Annotated in this window: 10 protein-coding genes; 4 read left to right on the forward strand and 6 right to left on the reverse strand. The window is 72.9% G+C overall.

The features are described from left to right. A complete protein-coding gene (locus WME97_RS04475) occupies positions 1–1014 on the forward strand; it encodes a double zinc ribbon domain-containing protein (protein ID WP_437549716.1) in 1014 nt (337 codons plus the stop codon). A gap of 20 nt (positions 1015–1034) precedes the next feature. Here the strand turns inward: WME97_RS04475 and WME97_RS04480 are convergent, their stop codons facing one another. The 6 genes from WME97_RS04480 to WME97_RS04505 all read right to left on the reverse strand — a co-directional run bounded on the left by WME97_RS04480 (position 1035) and on the right by WME97_RS04505 (position 9590). Continuing rightward, the gene (locus WME97_RS04480) at positions 1035–1430 is read right to left on the reverse strand and encodes a DUF4150 domain-containing protein (protein ID WP_437555306.1); all 396 of its coding nucleotides are present in this window, start codon (positions 1428–1430) and stop codon (positions 1035–1037) included. Positions 1431–1459: 29 nt separating this feature from the next. After that, positions 1460–2167: a DUF3540 domain-containing protein gene (locus WME97_RS04485; protein WP_437549717.1), complete on the reverse strand. Its 708-nt coding sequence runs from the start codon at positions 2165–2167 to the stop codon at positions 1460–1462. A 14-nt stretch (positions 2168–2181) separates the two neighbouring features. Then, on the reverse strand, positions 2182–3243 hold the full coding sequence (locus tag WME97_RS04490; protein WP_437549718.1) for a pentapeptide repeat-containing protein: 1062 nt from the start codon (positions 3241–3243) through the stop codon (positions 2182–2184). Next, complete coding sequence (locus tag WME97_RS04495) at positions 3240–5879, reverse strand: DUF2169 family type VI secretion system accessory protein (RefSeq protein ID WP_437549719.1); 2640 nt, start codon at positions 5877–5879, stop codon at positions 3240–3242. The genes WME97_RS04490 and WME97_RS04495 overlap by 4 nt, the downstream gene beginning before the upstream one ends. 7 nt (positions 5880–5886) lie before the next feature. Next, complete coding sequence (locus WME97_RS04500; protein WP_437549720.1) at positions 5887–8325, reverse strand: type VI secretion system Vgr family protein; 2439 nt, start codon at positions 8323–8325, stop codon at positions 5887–5889. A gap of 122 nt (positions 8326–8447) precedes the next feature. Continuing rightward, positions 8448–9590, reverse strand: a complete 1143-nt coding sequence (locus tag WME97_RS04505; protein ID WP_437549721.1) for a hypothetical protein — start codon at positions 9588–9590, stop codon at positions 8448–8450. Between the two features lie 209 nt (positions 9591–9799). On the opposite strand from WME97_RS04505, the gene WME97_RS04510 reads away from it, so the two are divergent. The 3 genes from WME97_RS04510 to WME97_RS04520 all read left to right on the forward strand — a co-directional run bounded on the left by WME97_RS04510 (position 9800) and on the right by WME97_RS04520 (position 17964). Continuing rightward, positions 9800–10615, forward strand: coding sequence for an N-formylglutamate amidohydrolase (locus WME97_RS04510; protein ID WP_437549722.1), 816 nt, complete (start codon positions 9800–9802; stop codon positions 10613–10615). Positions 10616–10924: 309 nt separating this feature from the next. Beyond that, positions 10925–13753, forward strand: a complete 2829-nt coding sequence (locus tag WME97_RS04515; protein WP_437549723.1) for a protein kinase domain-containing protein — start codon at positions 10925–10927, stop codon at positions 13751–13753. Beyond that, positions 13753–17964 carry a DnaJ domain-containing protein gene (locus WME97_RS04520; RefSeq protein WP_437549724.1) on the forward strand — a complete coding sequence of 1404 codons (4212 nt, stop codon included), beginning with the start codon at positions 13753–13755 and terminating at the stop codon, positions 17962–17964. The genes WME97_RS04515 and WME97_RS04520 overlap by 1 nt, the downstream gene beginning before the upstream one ends. Position 17965 lies beyond the last annotated feature (1 nt).

Consider the following 17965-nt stretch of genomic DNA (forward strand, 5'->3'; position numbering starts at 1 on the left):
ATGGCCACGTGCCCGTTTTGCAAGACCCGATACAGCGGGGGGGCGCTGCTGTGCCGCAACTGCGGCCGGCCGGTCCCGCCAGCGGATATCGCGGAGGAGGCGGGGATCGCGGAGGCGGCCATCGCGGAGCTGGCGCTCGGGCCCGGCGATCCGACGCCGAACGTCGCCGCGAATGCGCTGCGCATCTGCCCCCGGTGCGGGCGCGTCGTGCCGACGCGCCACAAGGCATGCAGCGTGTGCCGTGACGACCCGTCCGCACCTGTCGAGGTGGTGCGGCGCGTCGACGATGCGTACTGGGGCCATGTCGCCTTCGCGTGGGCGTGCGCGGGCTGCTCCAGCCGCGTGCCGCTCGCCTCGCTCGCGGACGACGGCCGCGCGGTGTGCCCGACGTGTGCCCACACGCAGGAGCTCCCCGCCCTGCTCTGGCGCACCGCGCTCCGGCACGCGCATGCGGTCGCCGACATGGCTGGCCCCGACCCCGAGGGCGGCGCGGTCGGCCGGCCGCCGATCGCGCCCCTCAACCCCTTCAAAGAGGTCGGCATCGAGCGCGCCGACGCCCCCGGCGAGCGGCTCCGGCCCGACGACGACACGCCCGCCAACCTCGTCGCCGGCCCCGGCCACCCGATCTGCGCGTGCGGCGCCCTCGTCGAACCCCGGTGGCGCGGCGGCGGCTACACGTGCACGTGCGGCGTGAGCCATTCGGGCGAGGTGCCCGCGCTCGTCCGGCGCGCGATGCCGCGCGGCGTGGTCGCGCTCATCGTTGACCGGGACCGGCCACGCGCGCCCCGGGGCGCCGCCGTGATCGCGCTCGAGTGCCCGCGCTGTCATGCGCCGCTCGACGCGCCTGAAGGGGTGCGCCGTGTGACGTGCAAGTACTGCGGCGGGTCGGCCGCGATCGTCGACCCCGCGGTGCCCCCGCCCTCGCCCTCGCCGTCCCCTGTGCCGCGGCTATGGGTCCTGTTTCGGGGCCCGTCCGGCGCGCGCACCGATCTCGAGGCGAGGGCCGGGAGATGAGGCGCGGCGCCGCGCCCAGGTCACGGCGACAGCACGATGGTGTTCGTCACGCTGGGTACGATCTTGGCGCCGAACGCGTCCGTGCTGTTCTGCATCGATAGGCTCGTGAGCCGGGTGACGGGCGCGCAGCCGACGATGACGGTGAAGGCTCCGGTCAGGTTCCGCTGCGGCGCCATCACCGTTCCCGAGGCCACGCCCAACGCGACGCCGGCGTTGTCACCGTTGGTCATCGGCGCGATCGTCGTCATGTTGTGAGCGGGCGCGCAGGTGATGAGCACGTTCGGCACGAAGGCGATGTTCGTCGGCTCGAGCGCGATGTTGGGATAGGGGATGGGCACCGGTCCCGCTGGGGTCGGGGTCAAGCACACGTCGGGAAACGCGAAATTCATCCCACCCGCCTGCGTCTTTGCCAGCATCGCGTCCTCCATTCATCCCATCGAACCGTTCAACCGATCTTGACCTGCTCGCCATCGAGCTTCGCGAGCACCCGCGCGGAGACGATGGTGTTCTCACCGCGCATCGCGGCGAGGTTCTCGGCGCGCAGGTCGTAGTTGCCCACGCGCGCCTGCTCGATGTCGGTCACGAAGCGGAACGCCTGCTTCGCCCGCTGGAGCACGCGCGAGGCGCGCGACTCGACGCGCTCGGCGAACAACGTCGCCTTCTCCGCGAAGCTCGCCTCGACGGAGCGGCCGAGGACCTTCAGCTCCTCGATCATGACGCTCGCGGACCTCGCGCGCATGAGGAGCGAGGCGCCGCTGATGGCGATCTCCCCGCCGGCTTGCAGCTCGAGGGAGCCGTCCGCGACCACGCGGGTCGGCCCGGCGCCGGCGCTCTCGAGCACGGCCAGCACGTACACGGCGTCGGCGGAGACCGAGCACAGGACCCGGTCGCCCGGCGTGACGGCGACGAGGCAGCTCTTGGCCCGCCGCGCGGGACGGGGACCGCCGTCGAGCTGGACGGCGAGCTCGCCGCCGTCCAGCGCGGTGCCGTAGGCGAGCGCCGGCGGGCCGGCGCCGAAGCCGGCTCTGCCGGCGTCACCTCGGGGCTCGGGCGTCGGGCGCGCGTCGAGGTCGACGAGCTGCTCGAGCGAGGGGCGCTCCTCGTACGGGGCGATCTCGTGCAGTTCCTGTCTCTTGGCGTTCGTCGCGTGCATGCCTTGCCTCGGGATCAGCGGGCCGTCCGATCGGCCCCGTGGCGCGCCTTCCAGTCCTCCAGCGCGGCGACCTCGGCGTCGTCGCCGAGCCAGTCGCCGCCCGGGATGACGGCGCCGTCGCGCGCCGCGCGGTGCAGCTTCGTGCGAAACATCGAAGCCCTGCTGAAGTCGGCGCCGTTCAGCTGGCAATGGGAGAAGTCCGCGTAGCTGAGCGTCGCGCCGACGAAGCGCGCGCCCGGAAACGCCCCCTTCGCCAGGTAAGCCTCCGTCAGGTCGACGTCCGCGAAGTCCGCGCCGGGCAGGTTCGCGCGCTCGAAGATGGCGTTCTGGAGCTTCGCGCGCGTGAACTTGACCTTGGCGCCGCGCGCCTGGCCGAACAGCGCCTGGGTCAGCACGGCCGCCGAGAAGTCGCAGCCCCCGATGTCGACGGCCGTGAAGTTGCACTGGGTCGCGTCACACCCGGCGAAGCTCGATCCGGCCACGCTGCCGCGCATGAACTGCGTTCGGAAGAGCTTCGTGCCCGCGAAGGAGCGGGCTCCGAGGCTCGACTCGACGAACGTGGTGAGCGTGAGAATGGCGCCGTCGAGCAGCGCCGTCGCGAGGTCCAGCTTGTAGTACGTCCCGCGGTCGAGGTTGGCGCGCCGGAAGTCCGCGCGGTCGAGGCCGCACTCGAGCACGTTGGCGCGGTCGAGGTTGGCTCCTTCGAACGAGCTGCCCGAGAGCACGCAGTTCGTCCAGGTGGCGAGCGGCGCCTCGCACCCGGCGAAGCTCGCCCGAGGCGCCGGCGACTCGACGAAGGTCGCGCAGATCAGCTTCGCGCTCGAGAAGCTGACGGCGTCGAGCTTGCTGCGGAAGACCGTCGCCATGTGCAGGTCGCTGCCCGAGAGGTCGCACGCGGACAGGTCGCACTCGTTGAGGCTCGCCTCCTTGAGCTGCGCGCCGGCCATCCGCGCGGGGAAGCGCACGCGGTCGAAGACGCCGCCGGAGATGTCGGCGCCCGAGAGGTCGAGGCCCGAGATGTCCCCCTGGACCACCGTGCCGTGGCGGATGGCGTCGATGAGCTGGTCGCGGTTCACGGCGCGGGCCTCGTTGCCCCTTGGTCGAAGCGAGTGAACTTCACGACGGCGTCGGTGAAGCGCGTGTCGCGGTCGCCGATGGCGCGGCTGAAGTCCGCGCGTGTGAGCTGGGCGCCGGTGAAATCAGCGCCGGCCAGCCTGGACTTCGACAGGATCGCCTCGGTCAGGTTCACGCCGCGCAGCGACGCGCCGTCGAGCCGCGCCCGGATCAGCAGCGCGCTGCTCAGGATCGCCCGATCGAAGGTGGCCGCGCTGGCGTCGCACTCCGACAGATCGGCCATCACCATCCTGGCGGCGACGAACTTCGCGCCGGGCAGCGCGGTCGTCCGCAGGCAGCACTTCTCCATCACGGCGTCGGTGAAGTCGGCGCGCGGGAGCTCGCTCTTGTGGCCGATCACCGCCTCGCTCATGCGGGCACGAACGAAGCGGGCCTCCTCCCCCTTGCAGGTGACGAAGCAGGCGCGCTGGAGATCGGCGCCCGAGAAGTCCACACGATCGAGCTGGCACTCGATGAACGTCGTCTGCACGAGGTGCGCGGCCGTGACGTTCGATCCCGTGAAATCGGCCCGGAGGAAGGTGCACTGGTCGAGCCGTGCTCCCGCGAGGTCCACGCCGATCCACCTCGTCTCGAGCACGTCGGCGCCCGTGAGCGTGGCGCGGGCGAAGCTCGCGCCCTCCACGCGCGCGCCCATCAGGACGGCCTGCGACAGATCGGCGCCCTCGAAGGAGGCCCTCTCGAGGTTCGTGGCGCCGAGGTTGGCGCCGACGAGCCGCGTGCCTTTGAGGCGCGCGCCGCGCAGGTCGGCCCGGGTGAGCACGGCGCCTTCGAAGATGGCGCCCGAGAGGTCGGCGTCGCGCAGATCGGCGCCCTCGAGGAACGCCCGCGAGAAGTCCATGCCGGTGAGGTCCATCCCGCGGAAATCCGCGCCGGTGAGGTCGCGGTCCGCGAGGGGCTCGCCTGCGTCCCGCGCCACCTGGATCAACGCGCGCGCGATCTCCACCGCCTCCTCCGTCATCGGTGGAGCCGCGGGCGCGAGGTGGGCTGTTTGCTGGTACCCGGTGCGCGTCAGCGCCTCGAGCCGGAGGAGCTCCTCGTGAAACGCGCGGCTCGCGAGCTTCGCCTCGAGCTCGAGGTCCGGCTCGCCGGCCGCCCGCGCGACCCTCGCGAGCTCGGCTTGCTGTCGGAGGTGCGCCTCCGCGCGGAACGTCGGTGGACCGCCGGTGAGGTCGCCTTGCTCCGCGGCCGGGTCGAACCCGGGGGCGCCCATCGCTGCCCGGTGCTCCGCCTTCAGGTCCTCCGCGGCCTTCTTCGCCTTCTCCTCCTCCTCGGCCACCTGCGCTTCGATCGTGAGGAGGTACTGCGCCATGGCGTCGAGGTCGTCCGTCGGCGGGAGCGCGACGGCCGGGAGCGGCTCGGCGAGGCCGTACAGCGCCGGATCGATCCCCTGCGCCTCGCACTCGGCCACGCGCTCCTGGCGCCGGCGCTCGGCGCCGCGCCGCTCGTTCTGCATCGCGATCAGGTCCGGCCTTAGCCACTGGCCTATCGGCCCGAGGTCCATGTTGGCGACCACGCCGGACGCGCGCGCGGGCATGAGGTCGCTGTCGCTCAGATCGTTCAGCGACCCCTTGTCCTTGTCGAGCCTGCGCACGAGGGCCTGCTGATAGTGCTCGATGGGCCGGGGCGCGGCGGGCTCCTCGCACGCGACGACGAGGTGGACGATGTCGCGCGCATCGTCGTCGGCGACGAGCCTCCAGCCGTGCAGGATCAGGGCGCCGATCCCGGCCGTGGGGAAGAGCCAGACCGTGTCGCAGCGAAGGCCGATCTCGACGAAGCGCTCGCCGTCCGCCGTTCGATGGGTCACGAACGCCCGCGCCACGAGGCCCGGCAGCTCTCCCTCGATCCGGGGGCTCGACGGGTTCATGTTCTCCACCAGGAAGCGCTCGTCGCCCCGCCAGAAACCGGGGAGCCACTGGTCCTCGGGCGCAGCGTTGTACACGGTGGGGTCGTGGTCGGGGGGCAGGCCCGGCGCGTACTTTTCGACGTAGTCGCGCCCGAAGGTCCCAGCCCGCGCGCGCCGCGGCGCGAAGCTCATGTCCATCGGCGCGAAGGACTCGGGCTGGCCGCTGTTCGAGCCGAGGAGGCCGCCGAGCGGCTCGATGTTGGGCAGCGGTCGCACGCGCTTGCCGTCGCGCTCGATGTCCTCCGCGCCGATGCCGTAGGGGTTCCGCGGATAGTCCTTGCCGCCGTAGGCGTGCGCCCAGTCGACGGGCATCTCCGCGAAGGGCTTCGGCTCCGTGGCGAAGCCGAACTGGCGGTGGCGATCGCCCATCACCATGAGCTTCTTGTCGATCGCGCCCACCTTTGCCCGGACGTACGACGCCGTCAGGGGCCGGCCGCCGGGGGTGCAGCAGCGTCCGGCGACGAGCAGCTCCCCGCGAGCCTTGGAGATCCCCTCGTCGAGCACGGCGATCCCGAGATCGGGGGTGACCGCCGGCCAGAACGCGAGCTCGTCGAGGAGCGCCCGCGGGCGGTCCAGGGGGAAGCCGATGATCGCGGCGACGTGGAACTGGGGTCTCCGCAGGTGCTCGATCACGCGCGTCAGGATCGGGATCTTGAGTGGCTTGCAGACCTTCACCGGCCAGTCACTCCTTCTTGAACGCGCCGTTCCAGATTCCGATGGCGTAGTCCGCGATGCCGAACAGGGCAGTCTTCTTCGACATGGCGTACGCGCGCAGGAACATCCCGCCCGTGATCTTCTTGCAGAACTCGTTCTCGACCTTGACCCCGACGGTGTCGATCTTCAGGCCATAGGCGGACTGATAGATCGCCGCTTCGTCCAGCTTGAGGACGCCCGCGGCGCCCTTGTGGGTATACCAGTCGAACCACTTGGTGCTCTTCACCTGCACGTCGACGCCGTTGACCGTCACCTTGGGCGCCGTGAGCTCGATGCTGTCCGAGCCCTGGAGGTTGCAGTGGCCCCCGAGGCCCTTCACGTCGACGTTCCCGGCGGGGGCCTTGATCTCGATGCTCGCGCCCGTGCTGGTGACCGAGATGGCCTGACCGACGGTCGCGGTCCAGCTGTTGTCGATGTTGGACACCCACGTCCCGTAGTGGTCGGTGTTCGTCGCCGTCACGTTGTGCTCCCATCCGCCCGTGACCGTCGACTTCCCTCCAGGCTCGATCGTCTGGGTCAGCCCGCCGTGGATATCCTGCACCATGCCGCCGGCCAGGACCTTGTCGGTCCGGCCGGAGGTGATCTCCGTATTTCGACGGGCATGGTACTTCTCGTTCGAGTCGGCGCCGATGTCGAGCGTGAACGTCGACAGGTAACCGTGGGATACGGCGCCGTACACGAACCAGTTCTGCGTTCCCCAGACGTTGACCCAGGAGTCTCCGCCGACGAAGAGGCCCGAGTTGCCGTCGGTGGTCTGCCAGAGGCTCACGCCGACGTCGACCCCTGCGTTCGTGTCGCCGGTCGCCGCGGCGCCGGGGTTCGTGAAGTACCAGCTCGTCGGCTGGTCGCCGTCCCCGGTGAAGATCTTCGATTGATCGCCGGAGGGATGGCCGAGGTAGATGCCCGTCCTCTTGTTGGGGGACTGGATGAAGATGAACTCCTTCCCCTGCTCGTCCTCCATCACGATCTGGTTGTTGCTGCCCGTGCGAATCACGTTCTGCGTGCGGTTGCGCTCCTTGACGACGCTCGGCTTGTGCGCGTTGGGCACGACGCCCGCGATGAACGGCCGGTCCGGGTCGCCGCCGAGGAAGCCGACCATCACCTCGGTGCCCTTGCGCAGGGGAAAGTGGAAACCCTCGTTCTCTCCGCCGTGCGGCTGGAGCATCCGGACGCGCGTCGACACCTGCGCGTCGGGGAGATCGCTCGTGTCGAACTCGAAGCGGACGAGGTACCGGCCGTCGGCGTCGATCTGGGCATAAGGGCTGTCGGCCGGGCCGCTGACGACCCCGTTCTCGAAGCCGTAGATCCGCGGCCACGGGGTGGACTGCGGCGCACGGTACTGTGCGCTCGCGGGTACGGCGAAGAGCCTCATCTTGTACGTGTCGGTGCCCTTGATGCCCGTCATGCGGACCACCTCGGGCGTCACGCCCGCGTGGGAGCCCTCGTGCTCCACCTCCACGGCGAGCCAGCTGTCTGCGAGGTCGTCCGGTCCGTCGTCGATGGTGAAGCGGTAGCCTGACCGCGGCCCGAGAGCGCTGCCCGCCGCGCGGAGCGTGCGCTCGCGGCAGCCGATGGATTCGGCCCGCACCGTCGCGATGCGCTTGGCGTCGCTCTCGCCGAACACGCGAGCGCCGTACTCCCGGATCGTCCCGACGCCGCGCTCGGTCACGTCGCTGTCGCTCTTCACGGAAGCCGACGGGTTCGCGTAGTTGTAGTCGGCGATGGTGACCGTCTTCGGGAGCCACCGCACGTCGGCCTCCATCGAATGCAGCCCGGGCGGCGCGGTGACGTCGTCGCCCAGGATCGGCGTGTACCTCACGTGGCCGCCGCCCGGGAAGTCGTCGTGGAGCTCGCGGTTGTCCGCGATGACGAGGACCTCGCTCGGCTTGTCGTCGCTCTGCTCGAAGTAATAGTAGAGGCCCTCGCGCTCGCACCACCGGTGGAAGAAGTCGAGGAGGGTCTCGCGGTACTGCGCGACGAACTCCTCCTTCGGGTACGTGCCGATGACGGAGAACCGGAATTCACTCGTGCTCAGGCCGCCGGCCTTCAGCGTGTCGGTCAGGAACTCGTCCACCTGCTTGTCGGTGAAGATGAAGCTCCGCCAGAAGTGACGAAGCATCCAGAGCTTGGGGACGAGCAGCGCCCGGTACAGGGCGCGCTCGGCCGTCTGGTGGAGCAGCCGCGTCCCCGCGATCACGCCGTGGAACACGACCGGGACCGCGTCTTCGCCGCGGCTGATCGTGAGCTTGGCCCGCTCGCCGACCGCATCCTGGACAGCCGTGCCGACAGGGACGGTGAAGAACAGCTCGATCTCGTACGGCCGAGATATCTCCTCCTTGCCGCGGAACCCGACGAAGGAGATGTTTTCGAGCTTCGAGCACGCGAGGGAGTAGAGCGCGGTGGGCATGTCTTGCCTCTTGCGACGCGGGGAGTGTGAACGGAGAGTCTCGGCCGGGCCTCGATTCGTGTCAACCGCTCACGCCGCGCCCGTAACCCGGCGGCGCGCCATCGAGGCCGTGGGGCCGGCGGTCAGGTGCCTTGGCGGAAGTACCTCCGCGCGTTCTCCCGCATGCGCTCCCATTGCTCGGCGAGCGCCGGATCGGCCGAGAGCCGCGCCTGCCAGAAGCGGTCGAGCGCCACCCGCTCGTCCGGGGTCCTCACACCATATCGGCTCTGGGTGTTCTGGGCATGGAGAGGATAGAGCTCGCAGGCCACCACCATCCCCGCATACTGCTCCAGCGTGAGCGGGGCGATGCTGGCGGCAGCGCCCACGCCCGAAGACGGCGCTGCGGGGCTGGCCTGGGGCGGCGTGCGCCAGGACGTGAGCTCGGGACCCATCGAGGCGCGCTCCTCGCGCGGAGCTGCGGCCGGCGCCGCCGGCGGCGGCGCCGCCGGCGGCGCCGAGGTGGAGGCCTGCGCCGCCGAGGAGGGGGGAGGGCGGAACGGCAGCACCGAATCGTACCGGGGCGCCGAGGACGACGGCGTGGGACGGTCCCACCCCGCCCTGGCCGCGAACGGGAGCGGGCTCGTCGTGGACGCGAAAGGCAACGCGCCCAAGACCTGCAGCGGCGTGGGCGGCAGCGTGGCATCCGCCAGCGGGGGCGTCGGCGCCGCTGCGGCGGCGGGCGTGAACGGCAGCGGCCCCACGGCGGCCGGCGTCGGCGCGGAGAACGGGACGGGACCGGCGGGCGCCGGGGCGACATCGGACGAGGGGCTCAGGGCGGGCGCAGGCGGCGAGAGCGGCCCTGCCAGCGGCGCTGCCGTCCCTTGAGGCCATGTCGACGCGACGTGCGGCGGCGGGCCCGCGGCCGCTTCTGCCGCCTCGGCCTTGCGCGTCAGCGCCGCCCCCTTCGCCTCGGCCAGGCGGCGCTCCAGGAGCCCTTTCACCTCGGCGAGCGCCACCCATGCGTCGGGCCCGCCCTCCTCCATCTCCGCGATGCCGCCGATCGCCAGCAAGAGGTCCCGGGCCGCGCGGAGCGCGGACTCCTCGACGGTGCGCCCGGGCATGTGACGTTTCGAGAACGCCGGCAGGTCCTCGTCCTCGCAGCGCGCGAGCTGAGCGAGGCGCTGGGCGACCCGGCGCCGCGCTGGGTCGGCGCTGCCGCCGAGGCTCGGGCGCATGGCCTCGTCGAGCTTCGCGAGGGCCTGGGCGATGGACGTGTTGTCGCTCACGGGGAATCACACCTGGACACGAGGACCGCCGACCTAGGAGTGTCGCTAGCCCTCCCGCACCACGTCAAGGGGGGCGGGGTTGCCGGTTGCATTCTGCGGCGGAGGAGCGCTCGCCGGACCGGTGTATCCTCCTGCCGCATGCGCCACGCGCATCACGCGCTCGCCCCTCGCGACGACACGTCCTTCGGCACACTCCGGCGCCTGGCAGGATGACCGCTCCGCACTTCGAGATCCTGGGCCCCGATGCGCCCGGCCCCGTCGTTGTCGAGGTCCCCCACGCGGGCCTCGGGCTCGAGCCGCTCACCGCGCGGGGCCTCGGCCTCCCCTCGATCGCGCTCGACGCGGGCGCGCCCTGGGCCGACTCGGACGTGGGCGCCGCAGCCGTGTGCGAGGGGCTCGAGGCCAGGGGCGTGCGGCGCGTCGTCGCCACGGCGAGCCGTTACGTCGTCGATCTCAACTCGGAGCCGCGCGTGCCGACGCCCTATGAAGACAAGCTCCCGCCGGGGCTCGGCGACGTGCGCCGCTTCTCGTGCGCCGGCGTCATGTGGTGGGAGCGCCGGCGATCGCGCGCCGAGGTCGAGGCGCTCCTCGCAGAGGTCTTCGCGCCGTACCACGACGCCGTCGCCGCCGAGCTCGCGGCGTCGTGCGCCCGCCACGGCCGCGCCGCCCTCCTCGCGGTCCACACGTACCCCGACGGAGGCCGGAAGGACGCGCCGGACGTCGTGCTCGGGACCCGAGACGGCCGATGCGCGCGCCCGGCGGTGCGCGACGCCCTGGCGCGCGCGGCGCGGGACCATGGGCTGTCCGTCGGCGTCGAGGCGCCGTTTCCGGGCGGCTACTCCGTGCTCCGCCACGCCGCGCCCGGCGTCGACGCGATCCAGATCGAGCTGGCCCGGGCGCTCGTGTGCTCGCCCGGCGATCGGCGCCGCCCGGCGCTCGACCCGGACCGCGTGGCGCGGATGACGGCGGTGCTGCGCTCGCTGGTGGACGCGCTGGCCATCGAGCTTTCGCTCGGCGCCCCGTGACGTGCGTCCGTACGCGAGGAGGCCCGCAAGGCCGCCGAGGCTGGACAGGCCAACGTCAAGCCGGCGGCGGCGCCCGCGACCCCCCCGACGTCGGCCGGCGGTCCGCCCTCGTGATCCCGGCCGGCTCGCCGCCCGTGCGGCGATCGCACCCCTGGCCGGACGCCCGGCGGGTGGAGAGAGCTACCGTGCCAGCGATCGCCCTGCGCCTGCCTGGCGCCAGGAAACGGTAAGGCTCACCGCCCGCCCGCCGAAATCCGGAACCTGGGGCGGGCGGGGAGGTGATACGATTTCCCGCCTTCCGGTGGCCGAATGACCTCACGTGGCGTCCTCCCCGAGTCCGTCATCCCTCCGCCCTCGGAAGTCACGGACGCGCCGGACGAGAAGCAGCGGGCGCGCGCCCGCCTCGGGATGACCGTCAAGAACAAGTGGCGGATCGACTCCCTCCTCGGCGTGGGCGGCATGGCCTCCGTGTACGCCGCCACCCACCACCGGAACGGCTCGCGCGCCGCGCTGAAGATCCTGCACGCCGAGTTCGCGCGCGACGTCGGCATCCGCGAGCGGTTCCTGCGCGAGGGCTACGTCGCCAACAAGATCGATCACCCCGGCCGGGTCGCGATCCTCGACGACGACATCACCGAGCAGGACGAGCCGTTCCTCGTGATGGAGCTGCTCGACGGGGAGACCGTCCAGCAGCTCTGGAAGCGCAAGAGCCGGAAGCTCCCCGTCGCCGAGGCGCTCTGGATCGCGGGCGAAGTGCTCCACACGCTCGAGAGCTTCCACGCGGAGGGCATCGTCCACCGCGACCTGAAGCCCGCGAACATCTTCATCACGAAGGACAACGTGGTGAAGCTGCTCGACTTCGGCGTGGCGAGGATGCGCGGCGCGCCCGGCGACAAGACCAAGGCGGGCACGGCGCTCGGGACCCCCTCGTTCATGGCGCCCGAGCAGGCGATGGGGCTGACCGAGGGGGTCGACGGGCGGGCGGATCTCTTCTCGATCGGCGCGACCCTGTACGCCGTGCTCAGCGGGCAGCGCCTCCACCAGGGGCGCTCGGACAACGAGGCGTTCATCCTCGCGGCGACGACGCCGGCGCCGTCGCTCGCGCGGATCGCGCCCGAGCTGCCCGCCTCGGTCATCGGCCTCGTCGACAAGGCGCTCGCCTGGGACAAGCGCAACCGCTTCGAGTCGGCCGCGCAGATGCGGCAGGAGGTGCTGCGCGTCCTCGAGGAGGTCGGCGCGTCCTTGCCCCGCCGCTCCTCGCCGCAGAGCACGAAGCGCCCCCCGCCGGACGACTCGCCCACGGCCGTCGGGATGCGGGCGGCGGAGGAGCCCGTGCCCCAGGACGAGCCGGGCGAGGCGGAGCCGGACGACCCCGCGGTCACGCGGCTCACCGAGGTGTTCCGCCGCATGGAGCGGCTGCTCCCGGCGGTGCGTCACTACGGCTGGACCCACCCGGATGCGGACAACAAGCTCCGCGCGACCTTCCAGGCGATCGTGGAGGCGCTGCGCGCGGACGGGAGCCTCGTCCACTGGACGCTGACGCCGTACGCCTTCGAGCATCGCCGGCGGACGGTGTGGGAGCCGTCGCACCCGCTCGACCTCGTCCCGTACAACCTCTTCGCGGCCGGCGTGCGGCGCGTCCAGCTGCTCCCTGGCATCACGGAGGACGAGCTGCGCGCCCTCTGCGAGGTGCTGCTGCTCGATCCGCTGCGCGACCTCGCGCCCGAGGACGACGTCGCGGCCGCCCTGTGGGAGCGCCGCCTCGAGCACGTGCGCTACGACGTGGTGAGCATCTTCGTCGAGGGGGACGCGGCCGATCGCGAGCAGTTCTGGCACGAGGCCGACGACCTCGAGGGCATGGCCCGGCGCGCCGCCGAGGAGAAGGCGAACCGCGCCGAGGCGGCGGCGATGGTCATCGACACCGACGCCGCCGCGCTGCGCGCCGCGCGCCGCGCCGCGAGCGCGCTCGCGCTCGACCCGGTCGCGCAGCGCGCGCTCGGCACGCAGCTGGTCATGAGCCCGGACCGCTGGAGCGAGCGCTTCGTCGAGGTCGTGGCCGACGCCTTCCTGAACGCCAGGCGGTACAAGGACGTCGAGCTCGTGACCGAGCCGATGGCCGCCTCGGCGCGCGATCTCATCCTCGCGCGCCGCTTCGAGGTGCTCTTCGGGATGCACGACGCCATCGAGAAGGCCCTCGACGCGCTCGCGCCCAGGCAGCAGGGGGGCGCGCTCGCGACGGAGCTCGCCCGGGGGATGTTCCCGCCCGACACGGTGCGGCTGCTCCTCCGCGAGGCGACGCGCGTCGTCATGACGGCCGCCCCCGGCGGCGCGGCGCAGCCCGCCCCCGTGGACCTCGATCTGGTCGCGCAGCGGCTCGCGCCCATCCTGAACAAGCTCGGCAGCGAGACCCTGCCCGTCGCGATGGAGGTCGTGGGGCACACCGGCCACGAGGCGCTGCGCCGCGCGCTGCTCGGCCACGTCGAGCGGACGCTGCCCGGGCACGAGGAGGGGGTCGTGGACGCGCTCATGACGCTGGATCTCGACGTGGCCCGCCCGATCCTCAAGATGTTCGCCGCGTCGCGGACGCAGGGCGCCCTGGGCGCGCTGAAGCGGCTCTCCGGGTGCGCGAACGCGGCGCTCCGCTGCGAGGCGATCGCGCACCTCGCGACGAGCCCCGAGCAGATCCGGGACGAGCTGCTCTCGCTCGCCGAGTCGGCGCCGCCCGACGTGCGCGTCGCGGCGCTCCGCACGCTGGCGCACCACCAGGTCCGCGCGGCCGGCCCGCTGCTCGTCCGCCGCGTGCAGGACAGCTCGTTCCACCAGCTCACGCTCGACGAGCGGCGCGAGTTCCTCGGCGCGCTCTACACGCTCAACCCGGCGCGCGGCGAGTCGGTCGCCGTCGAGCTGCTCCAGCGGCACGGCCTCCTCGCCGACGACGCGGCGGAGCAGACCCGCTGCCTCTCGGCCGAGCTGCTCGGCCGCGAGGCGCGCTCGCAGGAGGCGCTCGACGCCGCGCTCGCCGCCACGAAGCGGCGGCCCTGGAACAGCCAGGCGCTGCGCGACGCCGCGGGCGCCGCGGCCGAGGCCATCGCCGCGCGCCTCGGCAAGCGGATCTCGACCGCCGGGGAGGTCCCGTGATGGCGCCCCAGGTCGACGTCATCAGCCAGAACGTGTCGGAGAACATCCGCCGCGAGCAGGCGCGCGATCTCGCCGCCAGCGTGGTGCAGGCCCTCTTCCGGCTGGTGAAGCTTTCGACGCTGCACGCGATCGACAACCAGGCCATGGTGCGGCAGGTCGAGGAGACGGTCTCGCTCGTCCAGGACTTCGGCCAGCGCTCCGGTCACAACGTCTCGATCCTGTTCACCCGCGGCTCGGTGTTCGTCTCCGGGCAGCTCCTCAAGGCGAACCGCGCCGTCTACGAGGGCGCGCTCGAGCTCGGCGACGTCCTCGGCCGCTGCGGCTACTCCGAGATCGGCGTCGCCAAGGACGTCCGCGCGAGCGATCTCTACGCCCTCGCCTCCGCGCTCGCCGAGGCCCTCCGCAGCAGCAAGCCGGCGCTCGCCGACCGCCCGTCGCCGCGCGTCCGCCTGCGCGCCGTGGACGAGGCCGTGCTCCGCCGCGAGGTGGCGATCGATCGCGAGGGCGACGAGACCTCCGCGATCGTGCGCACCTACGCGACGGCGATCGTGATCATCCGCCGGTTCTACGACGACCTGCGGCGCGGCCGGTACACGCTGCGGCAGGGGGTCAAGCGCATCACGCAGCGCCTCGTCGACCTCTCCGCGAACGAGACGCCGGCCTTCCTGGGCGTCACCGCGCTGCGCAACCAGAACCACGACGACGCCGGGCGCGCCGTGAACACCGCGATCCTGAGCCTCGCGATGGCGCGGCAGATCACGAGCGACGTCGTCCTTCTCCAGCGGCTCTCGATGGCGGCGCTGCTCTTCGACATCGCCCGGCCGCGCCTCACGGGCGCCGCGACGAGCGGATCGAGCGGGCTCGTCCCGCAGCTCAGCGAGCAGCAGGAGGCGGACGTCCCGGCGGGCACGGCGGTCGTGCTGACCGCGCTCGGCCTCGTCAACGAGCCGAGCGTGATGCGCACCGTCGTGGCCTACGAGGCGCACTGGGTGCGCCGCCAGCCGGCGCTCGGCCCGGTCTACCGCGGCCTCCGCCAGCCGACGCTCCAGGCGCGGATCCTCGCGACCGCCCGCGCGTTCAACGACCTCCTGACGCCGGCCCCGGGCGAGGCGCCGCTCTCCGCCGACGAGGCCATCGCCAAGCTCGAGCGGGAGGCGGCCGATCCGGCGGACCGCGCGGTGCTGCGGCTGCTCGTGGGCGCGCTCGGCATCTTTCCGACCGGCACGCTCGTGGAGCTCTCGACCGGGGAGGTCGCGCTCGTCGTGCAGACGCCGGCGCACCCGGCCCGCTACTCGCAGCCGCGCGTCCGGCTGGTGCTCGACGCCGCTGGCGGTCCCATCCCGCGCGCGCTCGAGGTCGATCTCGCCGAGCGGCCTCGCCAGGGCGAGCCGCCGCGGCACATCCGCCGGATCGTCGCGACGAGCGACGACCCCGCCGCCGCGTCGATGCGCGCCCACGCGGCGATCCAGGAGGCGCCGCAGGTGTCGCTCCGCTCGCCGGTGCTCGCGGCGGAGTCGCCGCCGATCCGCAACGCGCCGGCGTCGCCGCTCGGCAACCTTCGCATGCCGCCGCAGCAGCAGATCACGCGGCCCTCGTCGCCCACGCTGCCCATGACCAGCGCGCCGGCGAGCCGGAGGACGCAGCCGCGCGCCAGCGACGCCGCCCGCGGGCCCGCCTCGCCGCCCGAGGCCACGTTCGGCGGGCTGCCGGACGACGGCGCGGAGGCCAGGATGCTCGCGGATCTGCCGCCTGCGCCGTCCGGCAGGCTGTCTCCGCCCTTGCGGTCAGGGCGCACGACGGCGCGCTGGCCCGATCCACCGCATCTGGAGCCCGCCGCGGTGGCGGACCCAACCTCGCCCGCCCCGGGCGCTCATGGAGAGGAGTCGTGGTCGGTGCAGACAGACAGCGATCCGGACGAGGTCCCCGAGGAGAGCGCGCGCCCGCCGTCGGTGCGCACCCGCGGCTGGGGAGATCCGCCGCAGCGGCGCGAGCGCAACCCCGTGTCTGATCTGCCTCCGTCGGCGATGGCCGGTCCGATCGCCGTGCTGTCGTTGCCGGGCGACCCGCCGACCGCGGAGGGCACGCTCGCGCGCACGCCGCTCGTCCACCTGCTCGTGTACATGCTCGACCGGCGCCTCACCGGCACGACGTGCTTCATCGACCCCGACGGCGTCCGCCACGGCATCTTCTTCAGCGACGGCGTGCCCGCCAAGATCTGGACCGGGACGATCATCGCCCCGCTCGATCGGGTGATCCTCGATCTCGGCCTCCTGGACGAGGCGACGCTCCGGGAGACGCTCCGGGACATCACCAAGCGAAGGGTGCTGCATGGCCGGCTGCTCGTCTCCCGGGGCCTGCTCGACAGGGAGACGGTGTCCGGCGTGCTGCGCGAGCAGCTCGTGCGCAAGCTGGTCGCGCTCTACGATCTCCCGCCCGCGACGCGTTACGCCTACTACGACGCCCAGAATCTGCTGTCGTCCTACGGCGGTCCGGAGCTCATCGGGTGCGAGCCCCTCGCGGTGATCATGGCGGGCGTCCGGCTCCACGCCGACGATCCGCTGATCGACACGACCCTGGACCGGATCCAGAACCGGCAGCTCGGGCTCCACGTCGAGGCCGAGCTGAAGCGGTTCCAGCTCCATCGCGACGAGGCGGCCATCGTGGATCTGCTGCGGATGCGGCGCATGACGCTGGCCGAGCTGCTCGCCGCCGGCGTCGCGCAGGAGCGCGTCGTGCGGCTGATGATCTATGCGCTCGCGATCACGCGGCACCTCGATCTCGGCGCGCCGGGCCGGCGCCCTGTCGGGGTCGGCGGTCCCGCCGGGCCCGGCCGGGAGCGGGCCGCTGGCGCGCCCCAGGCCGAGGCGGGGCCAGCGCCCCAGCGCGAGCCCTCCGGCGCGGCGGCGCGCTCGCCGCGCGCCACCGTGGGCTCGACGGGCTCGACGATGCCCGGTCCACGCCCGGCGCGGGGCGAGGCCGAAGGCCGCGCACCGCAGCGGCAGCCCGACGACGTCGCGGCGCCGTCCAGCAGGCGCGCTGGGGTCCCGGTCGCCCCGCGCCGCTCCACGGCGCCACCCCCGGCCGCGGCGCCGGAGGCGGCGTCGTGGACCGGCGCGCCGACCCCGAGCCCGGTGGCGCCCTTCGACCCGCGCGCGTCCGGCGGTGATGCGGGCGGCGGTTACCGCGGCGTGGATCCCAAGGCGCTGAGGCCGCCTCCTGCGCCGACCTTTGCCGGCGCCCGCGCTGCGCCGCCGCCCCCGCAGGCGCCCACCGTCAAGATGGCGGCGGTCGGCCCGGAGGGCAGGGCCGCGCGAGGGGCGGGGCGCGCCGAGGCGCCGTCGCCCGTGCCGCCGGCGCGCGCCGCGGAGCCGGCGAAGCCGCAGGGACCGGCGGCGCTCGCGCCCGATCTCCCGCCGCTGCCGCGCGCCGCGCCGAACCCCGAGCTCGCCGCGCGCCGCGCGGAGATCGAGGCGCGCGCCGCGTCGATCGACGGCGAGGGCTTCTTCGAGATGCTCGGCGTCGCGGAGGACGCCCCTCCGGAGCGCGTGCAGAGCGCCTATTTCGCGCTCGCCAAGCGGTGGCACCCGGACCGGACGCCGGCGGAGCTCCAGGACGTCAAGCCGCTCGTCGCGCGCGTGTTCGCCCGCATCAGCGAGGCCTACCAGACGCTGAGCGATCCGAAGCGGCGCGCCGAGTACCAGAGCGCGCCGAAGGAGGCTCCGCCCCCCGCCGAGGACGAGCAGCGGATCGCCCGCGCCGTCGACGCCGCGCTCGAGTTTCAGAAGGCCGAGATCCTGCTCAAGAAGAACGACCTCGCGGGCGCCGAGGCCCGCGCGCGGCGCGCGCTCAACGCCGACCCGGAGCAGCCCGAGTACATGACGTTGCTCGTCTGGATCCAGGCGCAGCGGCGCGGCGATCCGCCCGTGCTCGCGGAGGGGGCCACGAGCGCGCACTACGACGATCTGATCCAGACGCTGGATGCCGTCCTGGAGAAGGAGCCTCGCTACGAGCGGGCGCTCTTCTACCGCGGCATGCTCCTCAAGCGCTCGGGGAGGATCGACAAGGCGATCGGCGATTTCCGCCTGGCGGCAGAGCTCAACCCGAAGAACCTCGACGCCATCCGCGAGGTCCGCCTGCAGGAGATGCGGAGCCGTACGACGAGCGATCCGACGCCCGCGGGGGGCCTCCTCGGCAAGTTCTGGAAGCGCTGAC

Source organism: Sorangium sp. So ce367 (genome assembly GCF_051520455.1).
Taxonomy (GTDB): domain Bacteria; phylum Myxococcota_A; class Polyangia; order Polyangiales; family Polyangiaceae; genus Sorangium; species Sorangium cellulosum_B.